Below are 16,768 nucleotides of genomic sequence, written 5' to 3'. Positions count from 1 at the left end.
TTGTTCTCTGGTTTAGCTCCCTTCACGTATACTCACTTTATTATCACTGAGTTTGCAGGTAAGGAAAAAGTATGCGTGTTCTGGTTGTGGAAGATAATGCTCTGCTGCGCCACCATCTCGCCGTTCAGCTGCGTGATATGGGGCATCAGGTTGATGCCGCTGAAGATGCGAAAGAAGCTGACTACTTTCTTCAGGAACATCTGCCTGACATTGCGCTGGTTGATCTTGGCCTGCCCGACGAAGATGGCATGTCGCTGATTCGCCGCTGGCGCAGCGACGCGGTGCGCCAGCCGATCCTGGTACTGACCGCACGCGAAGGCTGGCAGGCAAAAGTTGAAGCCCTGGAAGCTGGCGCGGACGACTACGTTACCAAGCCTTTTCATATTGAGGAGGTTGCTGCCCGCCTGCAGGCGCTGATGCGCCGCAATAGCGGCCACGCATCGCAGATCATCTCCCTGCCGCCGTTTCAGGTCGACCTGTCACGTCGCGAGCTGGCGGTGAACGACGTGCCGGTGAAGCTGACAGCATTTGAATATACGATTGCGGAAACGCTGATCCGCAACGCGGGTAAAGTGGTCAGCAAAGATTCGCTGATGCTGCAGCTCTATCCTGACGCTGAACTGCGCGAAAGCCATACCATCGATGTGCTGATGGGCCGCCTGCGCAAGAAAATCCTTGCACTGCATCCGACCGAAGTGATCAACACGGTACGCGGTCAGGGCTACCGTTTCGATCTCTGACGCCATGAACTGGTTTCGCCAGCTGCGCCCGCTCTCGCTCCGTACCCGCTTTCTGCTGGCGACCGCCGCCGTGGTCCTGTTTATCTCTCTCTCCTATGGTATGGTCGCGGTTATCGGCTATGTCGTGAGTTTCGATAAAAATACCTACCGCGTGCTGCGCGGTGAAAGTAACCTCTTTTTCACTCTGGCGCAGTGGCAGGATAACAAACTCACCATCGCGCAGCCGGAGCGCATGACGCTGAATTTCCCGACGCTGGTCTTTATCTACGATGAGCGCGGCAAGCTGCTGTGGCAGCAGCGCGACGTGCCGGAGATCCGGGAAAAAATTCAGCCCGAGTGGCTGCTGAAGCCTGACTTTTATGAAATTGACACCAGCAACCGCACCAGCCTGACGGCATTAGGCGATAACATTCAGGCGCAGCAGCAGCTGCACGCGCTGGACAGCAACAGTAACGACACCTTTACCCATTCGGTTGCGGTGAATCGCTACGATGCGACAGTCAACCTGCCGGCGATGACCATTGTGGTGGTGGATTCCATCCCGCAAGAGCTGCAGCACTCAGACGTAGTCTGGTCATGGTTCAGCTATGTGCTGGCGGCTAACCTGCTGCTGGTGATCCCGCTGCTCTGGCTGGCCGCTCACTGGAGCCTGCGCCCGATTGGCGATCTCACCGCGCAGGTGCGCGAGCTGGAGACCGGTCAGCGGGAAAACCTGGGCGACAACCCGCCGCAGGAGCTGAAAAGCCTGGTGCGCAACCTTAACCTGCTGCTGACCAACGAGCGTCAGCGCTATACCCGCTACCGCACTACGCTCTCAGATTTAACCCACAGCCTGAAAACACCGCTGGCAGTGCTGCAGAGTACGCTGCGATCGCTGCGCAACGGCAAATCACTCACCATCGAACAGGCGGAGCCGGTGATGCTGGAGCAGATCAGCCGTATTTCACAGCAGACGGGTTACTATCTGCATCGCGCCAGCATGCAGGCCGACCACAATCCGCTGCAGCGTGATTTTCACTCGGTTTCCGCCCTGCTCGACAGCCTCTGCTCTGCGCTCAACAAGGTTTACCAGCGCAAAGGCGTGGAGATCACGCTCGACATTCCCCCCGAGCTGGTGTTTGTCGGCGATCAGAACGATTTTATGGAAGTGCTCGGCAACGTACTCGATAACGCCTGTAAATATTGCCTGGAGTTTATTGAAGTCAGCACGCGCCAGACTGACCAGGCGCTGCATCTGTTTATCGACGATGACGGGCCGGGTATTCCTGAAAGCAAGCGCGATCTGATTTTTGTCCGCGGCCAGCGGGCCGATACGCTGCGGCCGGGACAGGGGCTGGGGCTGGCGGTGGTGCGGGATATTCTTGAACAGTATGCCGGAACCGTCAGCGCCTCTGCCAGCCCGCTGGGCGGCACGCGCATGGAAGTGGTGTTCAGGCGGCAGGAAGTTACACATCACCGCGAGTAGAACCGGCTGCGGACTGTTATACTTGCCAGCAATTATTGCTCCAACCGGAACGCTTCGTATGGATTATCAGCTCGATATCAACCAGACCGACTTTATTCAGCGCTACTGGCAGAAACGCCCGGTCGTGCTTAAGCGCGGCTTCAAAAATTTCGTGGATCCCCTCTCGCCGGATGAGCTGGCGGGACTGGCGATGGAAAATGAGGTGGACAGCCGCCTCGTCAGCCACCATAACGACAAATGGCAGGTCAGCCACGGCCCGTTTGAGAGCTATGACCATCTGGGTGAAAGCAACTGGTCGCTGCTGGTTCAGGCGGTTAACCACTGGCATGAGGGCTCTGCTGCCCTGATGCGCCCGTTCCGCTTTCTGCCCGACTGGCGCATCGACGATCTGATGATCTCGTTTTCAGTCCCGGGCGGCGGCGTGGGTCCGCATTTCGACCAGTATGATGTCTTTATCATTCAGGGTACCGGCCGCCGGCGCTGGCGCGTGGGTGAAAAGGTCCCGATGAAACAGCACTGCCCGCATCCCGATTTGCTGCAGGTTGCGCCGTTTGACGCCATTATCGATGAAGAGCTGGAGCCGGGCGATATTCTCTACATTCCGCCGGGCTTCCCGCACGAGGGCTACTCGCTGGAAAATGCGCTCAACTATTCAGTCGGGTTCCGGGCGCCAAATGGCCGCGAGCTGATCAGCGGCTTTGCTGATTATATGCTGGCTCATGAGCTGGGCAGCTATCGCTACAGCGATCCGGAAGTACCTTCACGCAGCTGCCCGTCGCAGATCCTGCCTTCTGAAGTTGAAGGCATTCGTCAGGTTATGCTGGATGTGATCAACCAGCCGGAGCAGTTCAGCCAGTGGTTTGGCGAATTTATTTCGCAGTCGCGCCATGAGCTGGACGTGGCGCCACCGGAGCCGCCGTATCAGCCGGATGAGATTTACGATGCGCTGCAGCAGGGTGACACGCTGACGCGGCTTGGCGGCCTGCGTGTACTGACGCTGGGTGATGCCGTCTATGTTAATGGCGAGCAGATCACCAGCCAGCATCCGCAGGTACTGGCCGCGCTGGCGCACCAGCATGAACTTGCTCTGGCAGATTTTGGTGACGCGCTGGATGACCCGTCACTGCTGGCGCAGCTGGCCGGTCTGGTAAACAGCGGCTACTGGTTCTTTGCTGATTAAAACCATGCGCCTCTCCCGCTTCCGGGAGAGGCGCTCTTCTGCGTTATGTCCGCTTCTCTGCCGTCAGCGCAGAGAGCCGCACAATCACTTCTGTCGCTTTTTGCATCACATTCAGTGAGGCAAACTCATGTTTGCCGTGGTAGTTATAGCCACCGGTAAAGATATTCGGACAGGGCAGCCCTTTCCACGACAGCGCGGAACCGTCAGTGCCGCCACGGATCGGCTTCACGTCAGGCTCAATGCCGCAGTCGCGCATCGCCTGCAGCGCCAGCTCAATAATATGCGGATGCGGCTCCACTTTTTCGCGCATATTGCGATAGCTGTCGCTGATCTCGACTTTAACCGAACATTCGCTCTGCAGCCCTTTGCCCACCCGCTGTCCGATGTTCTCCAGCAGCTGTTTGCGCTGTTCATAGCTGTCTGCATCAAAATCGCGGATCAGATACATCAGCTCAGCGTGCTCCACCGTGCCTTTGATAGAGTGCAGATGGAAAAAGCCTTCGTAGCCGTCGGTAAACTGCGGCTTCTCCTGAGCAGGCAGCTCGGCGTGGAAGCGCATCGCCAGATCCAGCGCATTCACCATGACATTCTTTGCGCTGCCGGGATGAACGTTATTCCCGGTGATATAGACCATCGCAGTTGCGGCGTTGAAGTTCTCAAACTCAAACTCGCCGAGACCGCTGCCATCCATGGTGTAAGCCCAGTCAGCCGCAAACCCTTCCACGTCGAAGTGCGACGTGCCGCGGCCGATCTCCTCATCCGGCGTAAAGGCAACCCGGATAGCGCCGTGCGGCACGTCACCCTTTGCCAGCTCCGCCATCGCCGTCATAATCTCCGCAATGCCCGCTTTATCATCCGCACCCAGCAGCGTTTTGCCGTCGGTCGTGATCAACGTATGTCCGGTCAGCTTATGCAGCACCGGGAACATCACCGGCGACAGCACTTCATCCCCGTTACCCAGCGCAATGTCGCCGCCGCGATAGTTCTCCACGATCTGCGGATTGACGTTTTTCGCCGTGTAGTCGGGCGAGGTATCCATATGAGAAATAAAGCCGATAACCGGCACTGGCCAGTCGACGTTGGCCGGCAGCGTACCCATTACGCAGCAGTGGTCGCTCAGCGATACATCGACAAAGCCCAGTGCAATCAGCTCTTCCTGCAGCTGACGCGCCAGGATCCACTGCCCCTCACTGCTCGGCACCTGCCGCGCCTGCGGTTTAGCCTGCGTCTCTATCGCTACGTAGCGCAGAAAGCGTTCCAGTAACTGTTCCATCCGTTGTCCCCCTGTTTAAGCCGGTGTTATTATTGCGGCGGCAGCTGCCCGCCGTGTTGCGCGATATCACTCTTCTTTAGGTTAGCCTGCCTGCCATAGCGTGTACCAGGTAAATTATTGCCGGCTGGCCTGTCACGCACAGTTCAGTAGTTTGCCCTCTTTTCCAGGTAATTCAGCGGTAAATTATGGCATTAGATAAATTTTCAGGTATTATCCCGCCTTCACTACGGCTCGCTGTCGCCGGCAGCGAGCCGCTATCCTGATCCCTTCAGACTGAGTGACTAAAATGACGCAAACATGCGCACAACAGGCGCTGGTTACGCTTTCTGGCATCAGTAAAGCTTTCGATGGGAAAACCATCATCTCTGATTTCAACCTGCATATCGGACACGGAGAGTTTATTACTCTGCTGGGCCCGTCAGGCTGCGGGAAAACCACCATTCTGCGCCTGCTTGCCGGACTGGAAACCACCGACAGCGGCCGCATCACGCTGGATGGCAGCGATATTACCGATACGCCCGCCGAGCAGCGTCATATCAATACTGTGTTTCAGAGCTACGCGCTGTTTCCGCATATGTCCGTGTTTGAGAACGTCGCATTCGGTCTGCGCATGCAGAAGCGCCCCGCCGGTGAGATCGTTCAGCGCGTTAATGAAGCGCTGGCCATGGTGCAGCTGGAGAGTTTCGCCGACCGGCGCCCGCATCAGCTTTCAGGGGGACAGCAGCAGCGGGTCGCTATCGCCCGCGCCGTGGTTAACCAGCCAAAAGTCCTGCTGCTGGATGAGTCTCTCTCGGCGCTGGATTATAAGCTGCGTCGTCAGATGCAGAACGAGCTGAAAGCGCTGCAGCGCAAACTGGGCATCACCTTTGTTTTTGTCACCCACGATCAGGAAGAGGCGCTCTCTATGTCAGATCGTATCGTGGTGATGCGCGACGGTCGCATTGAGCAGGATGGCACGCCGCGTGAAATTTATGAAGAGCCGGGCAACCTGTTTGTGGCGCGTTTTATCGGTGAAATCAACGTCTTTGACGCCGAGGTGATCGCGTGCGACCGCGCGCCCACCATCCGCGCGCGCGTTGAAGGCATCGCCTGCGATCTGCACTGCCCGTTTCCGGTAGCGCCCGGTGATAAACTGCACATGCTGCTGCGCCCGGAAGATCTGCGCGTTGAAGAGATTGCTCATGACAGCTGCAGCGAGTATCTGACCGGTTTTGTTCGCGACCGCAGCTATAAAGGCATGACCCTGGAGTCCTCGGTGGAGCTGGAGAACGGCAAGCTGCTGACGGTCAGTGAATTCTTCAACGAAGATGACCCCGATTTTGACCACTCGCTGAATCAAAAAATGGCCATCCGCTGGGTGCCGGACTGGGAGGTGGTACTGCCCTATGAAACTGATGCGTAATCGTCTGCAGAAAGCGATTGTTGCCCTGATTGTCAGCTGGCTGACGCTGTTTGTGCTGCTGCCCAATCTGATGATTATCGTCACCAGCTTTCTGACGCGCGATGATGCGCACTTTGTCAGCATGGTACTGACCTTTGATAACTACCGCCGCCTGCTCGACCCGCTCTATGCCAGCGTGCTGCTGCATTCACTGAATATGGCGTTTATCGCCACCCTGTGCTGTCTGCTGCTGGGCTATCCGTTTGCCTGGTGCCTGACCCGCCTCTCGCCGCGGCTGCGTCCGCTGATGCTGTTTTTGCTGATTGTCCCCTTCTGGACCAACTCGCTGATCCGCATCTATGGGCTGAAGATCTTTCTCAGCACCCGCGGCTGGCTGAACGACTTTCTGCTCTGGCTCGGCGTAACAGATAAGCCCTTTCGCATCATGTTCACCTCTGAAGCGGTGATTCTGGGGTTAATCTATATCCTGCTGCCGTTTATGGTACTGCCGCTTTACTCCAGCCTGGAGAAGCTTGACCGATCGTATCTTGAAGCGGCGCGCGATCTCGGTGCCAGTAAGCTGCAGACGTTTGTACGCATTATTCTGCCGCTGACTCTGCCCGGCATTGTCGCGGGCTCCCTGCTGGTATTTATCCCGGCGATGGGCATGTTTTACGTTGCCGACCTTATGGGCGGCGCCAGAAATCTGCTGATCGGAAATATTATCAAAAGCCAGTTCCTGAACATTCGCGACTGGCCCTCTGGCGCAGCCACCAGCGTGGTGATGACGCTGCTGATGGGCATTATGCTGCTGTTTTACTGGCGGGCGGCGCGGCTGCTGAATAACCGTATGGATCTCTCATGATGGCGCGTCTGCTACGCGGCGGCTTTATGGCCGCAATCTATGCCTGGTTCTATATTCCGATGATTATCCTGATCGTGAACTCCTTCAACGCCTCGCGCTTTGGCATTAACTGGCAGGGATTCAGCACGCGCTGGTATCAGCTGCTGCTGAACAACAACAGTCTGATTCAGGCAGCGCAGCACTCACTTATCATGGGTGTGATCTCCGCAACCTGCGCCACGCTGATTGGCGCGCTTACGGCTGTTGCGCTCTACCGTTACCGTTTTCGCGGTAAGCCCTTTGTCAGCGGGATGCTGTTTGTGGTGATGATGTCGCCGGATATTGTTATGGCGATCTCCCTGCTGGTGCTGTTTATGCTGCTGGGGATCTCGCTCGGCTTCTGGTCGCTGCTGTTTTCGCATATCACCTTCTGCCTGCCTTTTGTGGTGATCACCGTTTACTCGCGGCTGAAAGGATTTGATGTGCGCATGCTGGAGGCGGCAAAAGATCTCGGTGCCAGTGAAGTGACGATTCTGCGTAAAATTCTGCTGCCGCTGGCGATGCCGGCCGTGGCAGCGGGCTGGCTGCTGAGTTTTACCCTCTCTATGGATGATGTGGTGGTCTCATCATTCGTTACCGGGCCGGGTTTCGAAATCCTGCCGCTGAAGATCTACTCCATGGTGAAAGTTGGTGTTTCACCCGAGGTGAACGCGCTGGCGACGATCCTGCTGCTGCTGTCGCTGCTGCTGGTGGCGATCAGTCAGCTACTGCTCCGTGATAAAACCCAATAGAGGATACCCCATGAAAAAACACGCTTGCTGGCTGATAGCGGGAGCGATGGCGCTGTGTATGCAGAGCGCGCAGGCTGACAATAAAACGCTCTACTTCTATAACTGGACAGAGTATGTGCCGCCGGGTCTGCTGGAGCAGTTTACCAAAGAGACCGGGATCAAAGTGATCTACTCCACCTATGAATCCAATGAGAGCATGTACGCCAAGCTGAAGACCTGGAAAGATGGCGCTTACGATCTGGTGGTGCCTTCGACCTATTTTGTCGCCAAAATGCGCAATGAGGGGATGCTGCAGAAGATCGATAAATCGCAGCTGAGCAACTTTAAGAATCTCGATCCCGACCTGCTCAACAAGCCGTTCGATCCCGATAACGACTACTCCATTCCCTATATCTGGGGCGCGACCGCTATCGGTGTCAACAGCGATGAGATCGATCCTAAAACGATCACCCGCTGGGCCGACCTCTGGAAGCCGGAATATAAGCAGAGTCTGCTGCTGACGGACGATGCGCGCGAAGTGTTCCAGGTGGCGCTGCGCAAGCTCGGTTATTCCGGCAACACGCAGGACCCGGCGCAGATCGCTGCCGCGTCAGAAGAGCTGAAAAAGCTGATGCCGAACGTGCTGGCGTTTAACTCCGATAATCCGGGCAACCCGTTTATGGAGGGCGAAGTCAACGTCGGTATGATCTGGAACGGCTCCGCTTACGTGGCGCGTCAGGCGGGCACGCCGCTGAGCATTGTCTGGCCGGAAGAAGGCGGCATTTTCTGGATGGATAACCTGGCGATCCCGGCCAATGCGAAAAACCGGGAGGGGGCGCTGAAGCTGATTAACTTCCTGCTGCGTCCCGATGTGGCAGCTCAGGTGGCGGAAACCATCGGTTACCCGACGCCAAATCTGGCGGCAAAAAAGCTGCTGCCTGCGGCCGTTGCGCAGGATCCGTCACTCTATCCGCCTGCTGACGTCATCAGAAAAGGCGAGTGGCAGAATGATGTCGGAGCCGCCAGCATACAGTATGAAACGCTGTTTCAGCAGCTGAAAGCGGGCCGCTGAAAGGCGTAACGGGCGCCGCACAGGCGCCCGGTTTAGTGCTCCAGGCTCTGCAGCAGGCGCTGCACAAACGCCGGTACCTCTTCGCTCGCCAGGCCATATTTTCCTTCGGCAAACTCATTGCCCACCTGACTTGGTTCCAGGTTCAGCTCAACCGTATGCGCGCCCTGCAGCGTGGCTTCATGTACAAATCCGGCGGCAGGATAGACATGGCCTGAGGTGCCGATGGCGATAAACAGATCCACCTGCTGCATCGCCTCATAGATCTCTTCCATGCCGAGCGGCATTTCGCCGAACCACACCACGTGCGGCCGCAGCCGCGCCGGAAACTGGCAGCAGGTGCAGCGATCGTCGGCGGTCACGTCGCGATGCCACGCCACCACCTGGCCACTCTCCTCACAGCGCACTTTCAGCAGTTCGCCATGCATATGCAGCACGCGCTGGCTGCCGGCACGCTCGTGCAGATTATCGATGTTCTGTGTGACCAGCAGAAAGTTATCGCCCAGCGCCTGTTCCAGCTCTGCCAGCGCCAGATGTGCGGCGTTAGGCTGGATCTCCGGCTGCTGCAGCTGCTGGCGGCGGATATTATAAAAGCGCTGCACCAGCGCCGGATCGCGGCGAAAGCCCTCCGGCGTAGCAACATCTTCAATACGATGTTCTTCCCACAGGCCGTCGGAGGCGCGAAAAGTACGAATGCCCGATTCAGCAGAGATGCCGGCACCGGTCAGTACCACCACGCGCGGCAGCGGATGCGCGGCGAGTTCAGCGCTGCGATCGCGCTCAAAGATGCGCTGGCGAAAGCGCTGATGCACTTTACGGCGGTTTTTCCGGTCGCGGGCGAGCCTCAGGCGGCGGCGCTGTATGCGCATAAAAACTCCTTGATCTGCGGCGCAGTACGCCGTGTTTCGGGTGTTGTAGTGGGCAATGCTGTCCCGGTAATAGCGACTGCGTGGCGACACCGCCGTACGCAGGCGCTGAAACCGGACGCAGCCGCCGGAGCGGCTGCGTCAGGGCGGTTACTGACCGCTCAGCACGCGGGCCGGATCGAGGCGGCTGGCGCGTCGCGCCGGGTACCAGCTGGCGATCAGGCTCAGCACGATAGCGGTTACCAGTACAATGACAACATCCAGCCAGTGCAGTTCCGACGGCAGAAAGTCGATAAAATAGATATCGCCTGCCAGCAGCGTATGCCCGGTCAGATGTTCGATGCCGCGCATCACCGGCGTCAGGTTCAGCGCCACCAGCACACCGGTGACAACGCCGCTGACGCTGCCCAGCAGGCCCGCCAGCAGCCCGTACCAGATAAAGATAGCGCGGATAAGCCCATCTTTCGCCCCCAGGGTACGCAGTACGGCAATGTCTGCGCTCTTATCTTTAACTGCCATCACCAGCGTGGAAACGATATTGAAACAGGCGACGCCAATCACCAGCACCATCGCCAGATACATAATGGCGCGGATCATCTGGATATCGCGATACATATAGCCGTAGGTGCCAATCCAGCTTTTGATATAAACATAGGCGTGGGCTACCTCACCGGCCGTGCGCACCAGCTTTTGCGCCTGAAACGGATCGCTCATCTTCAGTGCGATACCGCTGACGCTGTCGCCCAGGCCCAGATAGCGCTGCGCATCCGCCAGCGGAACCAGCGCCAGGCTGTGATCGAGCATGCCGCTCAGCTGAAGAATACCGCTGACCTGCAGCCGGATGCGCTTTGGCTGCTGCAGCTTATTATCCGCGCTGCTGTTAGGGATCATGATGGTGATCCAGCTGCCCTGCTTCACGTTCAGTGATTTGGCGATACCGCCGCCCAAAATAATCTGCTGCCTGCCGGCGGCAAACTGTGCCCAGGCGTCGCCGGCGACAAACTGCGGCAGTGCGCTGAGACGCGACTCCTGCTGCGGATCAACCCCTTTGACCTGCAGCGCCTGTAGCCTGGCGCCGCTCTCAATCAATCCGGTAAAATTAACGTAGGGGGCCGCCGCCGCGATGCCGGGCACCTGCTCCATCGGGGCGATCAGAGATTGCCAGTCGCGCAGCGGCCCTTCGACCGGCTCAATTTCACCATGCGGAACGACAGCCAGAATGCGGTTATTCAGCTCACGCTCAAAACCGTTCATGGCGCTGAGGCCGATGATCAGTACCGCCACGCCCAGCGCAATTCCCACGGTGGAGATCACTGAAATCAGCGATACCATGCCGCCGCGCCGCCGGCCCCGGCTGAAACGCAGCCCCAGCAACAGCGAGAGTGAAGAGGTCATGCCTCTGCTCCCAGCGTCAGGCGATCGCTCAGCTGTCCGTCACGCATCTCCATCTGCCGCGTCAGCCGTTTTGCCAGCTGCAGATCGTGAGTCACCACCAGAAACGCCGTGCCCTGACGCACGTTAAGCTCGCCCAGCAGTTCAAATATCGCGTCGGCGTTGCGCGCATCGAGATTGCCGGTGGGCTCATCCGCCATCACCAGACGTGGACGGTTAACCAGCGCCCGGGCAATCGCCACGCGCTGACGCTCGCCGCCTGAGAGCTCAGAAGGACGATGCGCGGCGCGCTTCTCCAGCCCGACCGCCGCCAGCATTTCGCGGGCGCGACTCTCAGCTTCCGCTTTGGCGGTTTTGCCAATCAGCAGCGGCATCGCCACGTTCTCCAGCGCGCTGAAGTCAGGCAGCAGGTGATGGAACTGATAGATAAAGCCCAGTTCGCGGTTGCGCAGCTCCGCTTTTGCGGCGGCGCTCATGCCATTAAGCGAGCGGCCATCAAACACCACGTCGCCCGAGGTCGGCGCATCCAGCCCGCCCAGCAGATGCAGGAGCGTACTTTTACCAGAGCCGGAGCTGCCGACAATCGCCGCCAGCTCGCCGGGCTGCAGGCTGAAAGCCACGTTGCGCAGCACGTCGGTCTGCACGCTGCCTTCCTGATAGCGTTTGCACAGGTCGCGACACTGCAACAAAGGGGTATTACTCATAACGTAAAGCCTCAGCGGGTTGAACGGCGGCAGCGCGCCAGGAGGGGTAAAGGGTTGAGAGCAGCGCAACCGTCATTGAAATCAGGGCGATCATCACTACCTGCCAGGGATTGATGTCCACCGGCAGCGCCGCGCCATCGAGAAACAGGCCAATGACCGGCATCAGCGTGTTCAGCTGGCTGGCAAGCAGCACGCCAAGCAGCGCCCCCAGCAGCGCGCCAATAATACCGGCACTCGCGCCCTGCACCATAAAGACCGCGACAATCTGCCGCCGGGTTAAGCCCTGCGTCTGCAGAATCGCCACTTCGCCCTGCTTCTCCATAATCAGCAGACCCAGCGAGGTGATGATATTGAACGCCGCTACGGCGATAATCAGACTCAGCAGCAGCCCCATCATATTTTTTTCCATGCGTACGGCCTGGAAAAGATCGCCTTTGCGCTCGCGCCAGTCTTTCCACACCGTGCCCTGCGGCAGCGGCTGGGTACTCAGCGTATCCACGCTCAGCGGCTTTTCCAGCCAGAGCCGCCAGCCGGTGATGCTGCCTGCCGGATAGCGCATAACGCGCGATGCATCCTGCTGATTAACGAGGATCTGGTAACCATCTACCTCACTATTTGCCGCGTAAGTCCCGGCAACGGTAAAGATGCGCTGGCTGGGCAGGCGCCCGACCGGCGTAAACTGGCTGACCGAAGGCACCATCAGACGCAGCGCGTCGCCCCGCTTCACGCCGAGCTGTGCGGCGAGCTGCTCACCGAGGATCACATTATATTTGCCCGCCTGCAGCACCTGCTGCTGCGTGTTAACCAGGTAAGGCGTGAGCGGATCGGGTTCGTCCGGATTAACCCCCAGCATCACGCCGACCGAGACGTTGTGCGCACTCTGCAGCACCACATCGGCCGTGGTCAGGGGAGCAACGCGCGTGACGCCCTGCAGCTTCAGGCTGTCAGCCGGCAGCTGCTGCGGATCGATACTGCCTTTGTCACTGGTAATGAGCGCCTGCGGCATCAGCCCCAGGATATTCCCCTCCAGCTCACGCTCAAAGCCGTTCATCACCGACAGCACGGTCACCAGCGCCATTACGCCCAGGGTAATACCGATAGTTGAGAGCCAGGAGACGAAGCGACCGAAGCGGTCTGAAGCCCGTCCACGCATGTAGCGTAAACCGATAAATAGCGCAACTGGTTGATACATGAGTTCCGTTCTGGCCATTGCCTGATAATAAGGTAGAGGGATGATAATGGAGCCGCCTGCTTTATGAAACCTCTAACCCACTGAGTGATGAGCGAAGTTGCATCAAAATGCGTCCCTGCCGCGCCACAGGAGAGATTTCTTTCGCCGCAACGGTTCTGCCCCGCCGTGCGGCCGGATAAAAGCTGTACGAACGGTTGCCGCTGGCGGCGCGCGCATACCATCACTGGCATATCGGGACTATTATATCTGTCAGGCTGATAGCGCGGAGTCGCTGTCGCTCCCTTCCGGCCTGCCTGCGGGCACAATGGAGAGATGATCATCAGAGCGGTTTATGGAATGATGACGCCCTGAAATACAAGGAGAGCACGTCGAGACCCTATGTCGGAACAGCATCGTTATACCCTGCCTGCCAAAGCAGGAGACCATCGTCAGCTCGGCCAGCTGGTCGGCGCCGCGCAGGCGGTTGAGTGCGCCAGTATCACCGAACGCCATCAGGGTCCGGTGTTGATGATCACCCCGGATATGCAGTCCGCGCTGCGGCTGCAGGAGGAGATCCGTCAGTTTACCGACCTGCCGGTGATTAATCTGCCGGACTGGGAAACGCTGCCCTACGACAGCTTTTCGCCCCATCAGGATATTATTTCAGCGCGCCTCTCTACGCTTTACCAGCTGCCGATGCTGGCTCGCGGCATGCTGATTCTGCCGGTCAATACGCTGATGCAGCGCGTCTGCCCGCACAGCTTCCTGCACGGGCACGCGCTGGTGATGCAGCAGGGACAAAAACTGTCCCGCGACGCGCTGCGCGATCAGCTGGAACAGGCGGGTTACCGCCACGTCGATCAGGTGATGGAGCATGGCGAATATGCCACGCGCGGTGCCCTGCTCGATCTCTTCCCGATGGGCAGCGACCAGCCCTATCGCATCGACTTTTTTGATGATGAAATTGACAGCCTGCGCCTGTTCGACGTCGACAGCCAGCGCACGCTGGAGTCAGTGGATGCGATTAATCTCCTGCCGGCGCACGAATTTCCCACTGACAAAGCGGCGATTGAGCTGTTTCGCACCCGCTGGCGCGAGATTTTCGACGTGCGCCGCGAGCCGGAGCATATCTATCAGCAGGTCAGTAAAGGCACGCTGCCCTCCGGCATCGAATACTGGCAGCCGCTGTTTTTTGAGCAGCCGCTGCCCACGCTGTTCAGCTACCTGCCCGCCAGCACGCTGGTGCTGAACTGCGGCGATCTGGCTGGCAGCGCGGAGCGCTTCTGGCAGGATGCGCACGCCCGCTTTGAAAACCGGCGCATCGACCCGATGCGCCCGCTGCTGGAGCCGGCCACGCTCTGGCTGCGGCCCGATGCGCTGCTCAGCGAACTGAAAGCCTGGCCGCGCATGCAGCTCACGGCAGAAACGCTGCCGGAAAAAGCCGCCAATACCAACCTGGCCTATGAACCGCTGCCGGAGCTTACCGTGCAGGCCCAGGCGAAAGCCCCACTCGACCTGCTGCGCCAGTTTCTGGAGCAGTTCAGCGGCCAGGTGATTTTCTCGGTAGAGAGCGAAGGCCGCCGGGAAAGTCTGCAGGAGCTGCTGGCGCGCATTAAGCTACGCCCTCAGCCGGTTGAACACTTCAGCGAAGCGGCGGCTCAGCCTTACAGCCTGATGATTGGCGCCAGCGAGCGTGGCTTTATCGATACGCTGCGCAATCGCGCGCTGATCTGTGAAAGCGATTTGCTGGGCGAGCGCGTCAGCCGTCGCCGGCAGGATAATCGCCGCACCATCAATCCGGACGTGCTGATCCGCAACCTGGCGGAGCTGCATCCGGGGCAGCCGGTGGTGCATCTGGAGCACGGCGTCGGACGTTATATCGGACTCACCACACTGGAGGCTGGCGGGATTGTGGCGGAGTACCTGATGCTCTCCTACGCCGGCGACGCCAAGCTTTATGTACCGGTCTCCTCACTGCATCTGATCAGCCGCTACGCCGGTGGCGCCGATGAAAATGCGCCGCTGCACAAGCTGGGCAGCGACGCCTGGTCACGCGCGCGGCAGAAAGCGGCGGAAAAGGTACGTGACGTGGCGGCGGAACTGCTGGATATCTACGCCCAGCGTGCTGCGAAGAGCGGCTACGCCTTTAAGCACGATCGCGAACAGTACCGGCTGTTCTGCGAGGGCTTCCCGTTTGAAACCACCCCGGATCAGGCGCAGGCGATTAACGCCGTCCTGAGTGATATGTGCCAGCCGCTGGCCATGGATCGCCTGGTGTGTGGCGACGTGGGCTTTGGTAAAACGGAAGTGGCAATGCGCGCGGCGTTTCTGGCCGTGGAGAACACCAAGCAGGTGGCGGTACTCGTTCCCACCACCCTGCTGGCGCAGCAGCACTATGACAACTTCCGCGATCGCTTTGCCAACTGGCCGGTGCGTATCGAGATGCTGTCACGCTTCCGCAGCGCGAAAGAGCAGGCACAGGTGCTGGAGCAGGCGAGCGAAGGCAAAATCGATATTCTGATCGGCACGCACAAACTGCTGATGAGCGATCTCAAATGGCGCGACCTCGGGCTGCTGATTGTGGATGAAGAGCACCGCTTTGGCGTGCGGCACAAAGAGCGCATCAAGGCGATGCGCGCCGACGTCGATATCCTGACGCTGACCGCTACGCCTATTCCGCGTACGCTGAATATGGCGATGAGCGGCATGCGCGATCTGTCGATTATCGCCACGCCGCCTGCCCGTCGCCTGGCGGTGAAAACCTTTGTGCGCGAATATGACAGCCTGGTGGTGCGCGAAGCGATTCTGCGCGAGGTGCTGCGCGGTGGTCAGGTTTACTACCTCTATAACGACGTGGAAAACATTGAGAAAGCGGCGCAGCGGCTGGCGGATCTGGTGCCGGAAGCGCGTATCGCGATTGGTCACGGCCAGATGCGCGAGCGCGATCTGGAGCGGGTAATGAACGATTTCCATCATCAGCGTTTTAATGTACTGGTCTGTACCACCATCATTGAAACCGGTATCGATGTACCCAGCGCCAACACCATCATCATTGAACGTGCCGATCACTTTGGTCTGGCGCAGCTGCACCAGCTGCGCGGGCGCGTTGGCCGCTCGCACCATCAGGCCTACGCCTGGCTGCTGACACCGCACCCGAAAGCGATGACCACCGATGCCCAGAAGCGGCTGGAGGCGATCGCCTCGCTGGAAGATTTAGGCGCCGGCTTTGCGCTGGCGACGCACGATCTTGAAATCCGCGGCGCCGGTGAGCTGCTGGGCGAGGATCAGAGCGGTCAGATGGAGAGCATCGGCTTTACGCTCTATATGGAGCTGCTGGAAAATGCGGTGGATGCTCTGAAAGCGGGACGCGAGCCGTCGCTGGAAGATCTCACCAGCAATCAGACCGAGATTGAACTGCGGATGCCGGCGCTGCTGCCCGACGATTTCATTCCCGATGTCAGCACCCGTCTTTCACTCTATAAGCGGGTTGCCAGCGCCGCCGACGAGCAGGATCTGGCTGAACTGCGGGTAGAGATGATTGACCGCTTTGGCAAACTGCCTGACGCCGCGCGCAATCTGCTGGATATCGCCGCGCTGCGCCTGGCCGCGCGCGAGCTGGGCGTGCGCAAAATTGAAGCCAGTGACAAAGGCGGCTTCTTTGAGTTTGCCCCGCAGAACCAGATCGATCCCGGCTGGCTGATTAGCCTGCTGCAGAAAGATCCGGCACAGTGGAAGCTGGATGGCCCGACGCGGCTGCGCTTCACGCGCGATCTGGCTGAACGCAAGCTGCGCATGGAGTGGGTTCAGGAGTTTATCACCGAACTGGCAAAGCACCGGCTGCCGGCGGGCTGATGCAAAAGAAAAAAGCGCCTTACGGCGCTTTTTTATCTGGTTTGCTGTGAAATAGCTTTGC

At 58.9% G+C, this 16,768-nt stretch carries 13 protein-coding genes; 8 read left to right on the top strand and 5 right to left on the bottom strand.

From position 1 onward, the window contains the following. Window positions 1–71 precede the first annotated feature (71 nt). Genes phoP through F3J39_RS03105 form a run of 3 tightly spaced genes read left to right on the top strand, consistent with a single transcriptional unit; the run spans window position 72 to window position 3,385 of the window. A complete protein-coding gene (gene phoP, locus F3J39_RS03115) occupies window positions 72–740 on the top strand; it encodes a two-component system response regulator PhoP (RefSeq protein ID WP_039383893.1) in 669 nt (222 codons plus the stop codon). 4 nt (window positions 741–744) lie between these two features. Then, window positions 745–2,205 (top strand): two-component system sensor histidine kinase PhoQ, encoded by a 1,461-nt coding sequence (gene phoQ / locus F3J39_RS03110; RefSeq protein ID WP_071668747.1) that lies wholly within the window; start codon window positions 745–747, stop codon window positions 2,203–2,205. 58 nt (window positions 2,206–2,263) lie between these two features. After that, window positions 2,264–3,385, top strand: coding sequence for a cupin domain-containing protein (locus F3J39_RS03105; RefSeq protein ID WP_094112135.1), 1,122 nt, complete (start codon window positions 2,264–2,266; stop codon window positions 3,383–3,385). 43 nt (window positions 3,386–3,428) lie between these two features. On the opposite strand, the gene pepT is transcribed toward F3J39_RS03105, so the two are convergent. Further along, window positions 3,429–4,658 (bottom strand): peptidase T, encoded by a 1,230-nt coding sequence (gene pepT, locus F3J39_RS03100; RefSeq protein ID WP_166713824.1) that lies wholly within the window; start codon window positions 4,656–4,658, stop codon window positions 3,429–3,431. Between the two features lie 286 nt (window positions 4,659–4,944). Between pepT and potA the strand changes: the two genes are divergently transcribed. From potA to potD, 4 genes are read left to right on the top strand one after another with little or no spacing between them, the layout of a single operon-like run. Beyond that, window positions 4,945–6,060 carry a spermidine/putrescine ABC transporter ATP-binding protein PotA gene (gene potA / locus F3J39_RS03095; protein WP_166713823.1) on the top strand — a complete coding sequence of 372 codons (1,116 nt, stop codon included), beginning with the start codon at window positions 4,945–4,947 and terminating at the stop codon, window positions 6,058–6,060. Next, the gene (potB, locus tag F3J39_RS03090) at window positions 6,053–6,904 is read left to right on the top strand and encodes a spermidine/putrescine ABC transporter permease PotB (RefSeq protein ID WP_199181684.1); all 852 of its coding nucleotides are present in this window, start codon (window positions 6,053–6,055) and stop codon (window positions 6,902–6,904) included. The genes potA and potB overlap by 8 nt, the downstream gene beginning before the upstream one ends. Then, window positions 6,901–7,674, top strand: a complete 774-nt coding sequence (potC, locus tag F3J39_RS03085; protein WP_071668745.1) for a spermidine/putrescine ABC transporter permease PotC — start codon at window positions 6,901–6,903, stop codon at window positions 7,672–7,674. Before potB ends, potC begins: the two co-directional genes overlap by 4 nt. 10 nt (window positions 7,675–7,684) lie before the next feature. After that, entirely contained in the window at window positions 7,685–8,725 is a 1,041-nt protein-coding gene (gene potD, locus F3J39_RS03080) for a spermidine/putrescine ABC transporter substrate-binding protein PotD (RefSeq protein ID WP_071668744.1), read from the top strand. A gap of 32 nt (window positions 8,726–8,757) precedes the next feature. On the opposite strand, the gene cobB is transcribed toward potD, so the two are convergent. The 4 genes from cobB to lolC form a co-directional block, all read right to left on the bottom strand. Next, complete coding sequence (cobB, locus tag F3J39_RS03075; RefSeq protein WP_071668743.1) at window positions 8,758–9,591, bottom strand: Sir2 family NAD+-dependent deacetylase; 834 nt, start codon at window positions 9,589–9,591, stop codon at window positions 8,758–8,760. A 147-nt stretch (window positions 9,592–9,738) separates the two neighbouring features. After that, window positions 9,739–10,983, bottom strand: coding sequence for a lipoprotein-releasing ABC transporter permease subunit LolE (gene lolE / locus F3J39_RS03070; protein WP_039383878.1), 1,245 nt, complete (start codon window positions 10,981–10,983; stop codon window positions 9,739–9,741). Continuing rightward, complete coding sequence (gene lolD, locus F3J39_RS03065; RefSeq protein WP_039383877.1) at window positions 10,980–11,684, bottom strand: lipoprotein-releasing ABC transporter ATP-binding protein LolD; 705 nt, start codon at window positions 11,682–11,684, stop codon at window positions 10,980–10,982. Before lolD ends, lolE begins: the two co-directional genes overlap by 4 nt. Continuing rightward, complete coding sequence (lolC, locus tag F3J39_RS03060; RefSeq protein WP_039383875.1) at window positions 11,677–12,876, bottom strand: lipoprotein-releasing ABC transporter permease subunit LolC; 1,200 nt, start codon at window positions 12,874–12,876, stop codon at window positions 11,677–11,679. Before lolC ends, lolD begins: the two co-directional genes overlap by 8 nt. Window positions 12,877–13,254: 378 nt before the next feature. Between lolC and mfd the strand changes: the two genes are divergently transcribed. Continuing rightward, complete coding sequence (mfd, locus tag F3J39_RS03055) at window positions 13,255–16,707, top strand: transcription-repair coupling factor (protein WP_166713822.1); 3,453 nt, start codon at window positions 13,255–13,257, stop codon at window positions 16,705–16,707. Window positions 16,708–16,768 lie beyond the last annotated feature (61 nt).

This window comes from Pantoea sp. Acro-807, from assembly GCF_011752675.1.
Lineage (GTDB): Bacteria > Pseudomonadota > Gammaproteobacteria > Enterobacterales > Enterobacteriaceae > Pantoea > Pantoea eucrina.
The sequence above is the reverse complement of the archived record's forward strand: the minus strand, read 5'-3'. Positions and strand labels throughout refer to the sequence as shown.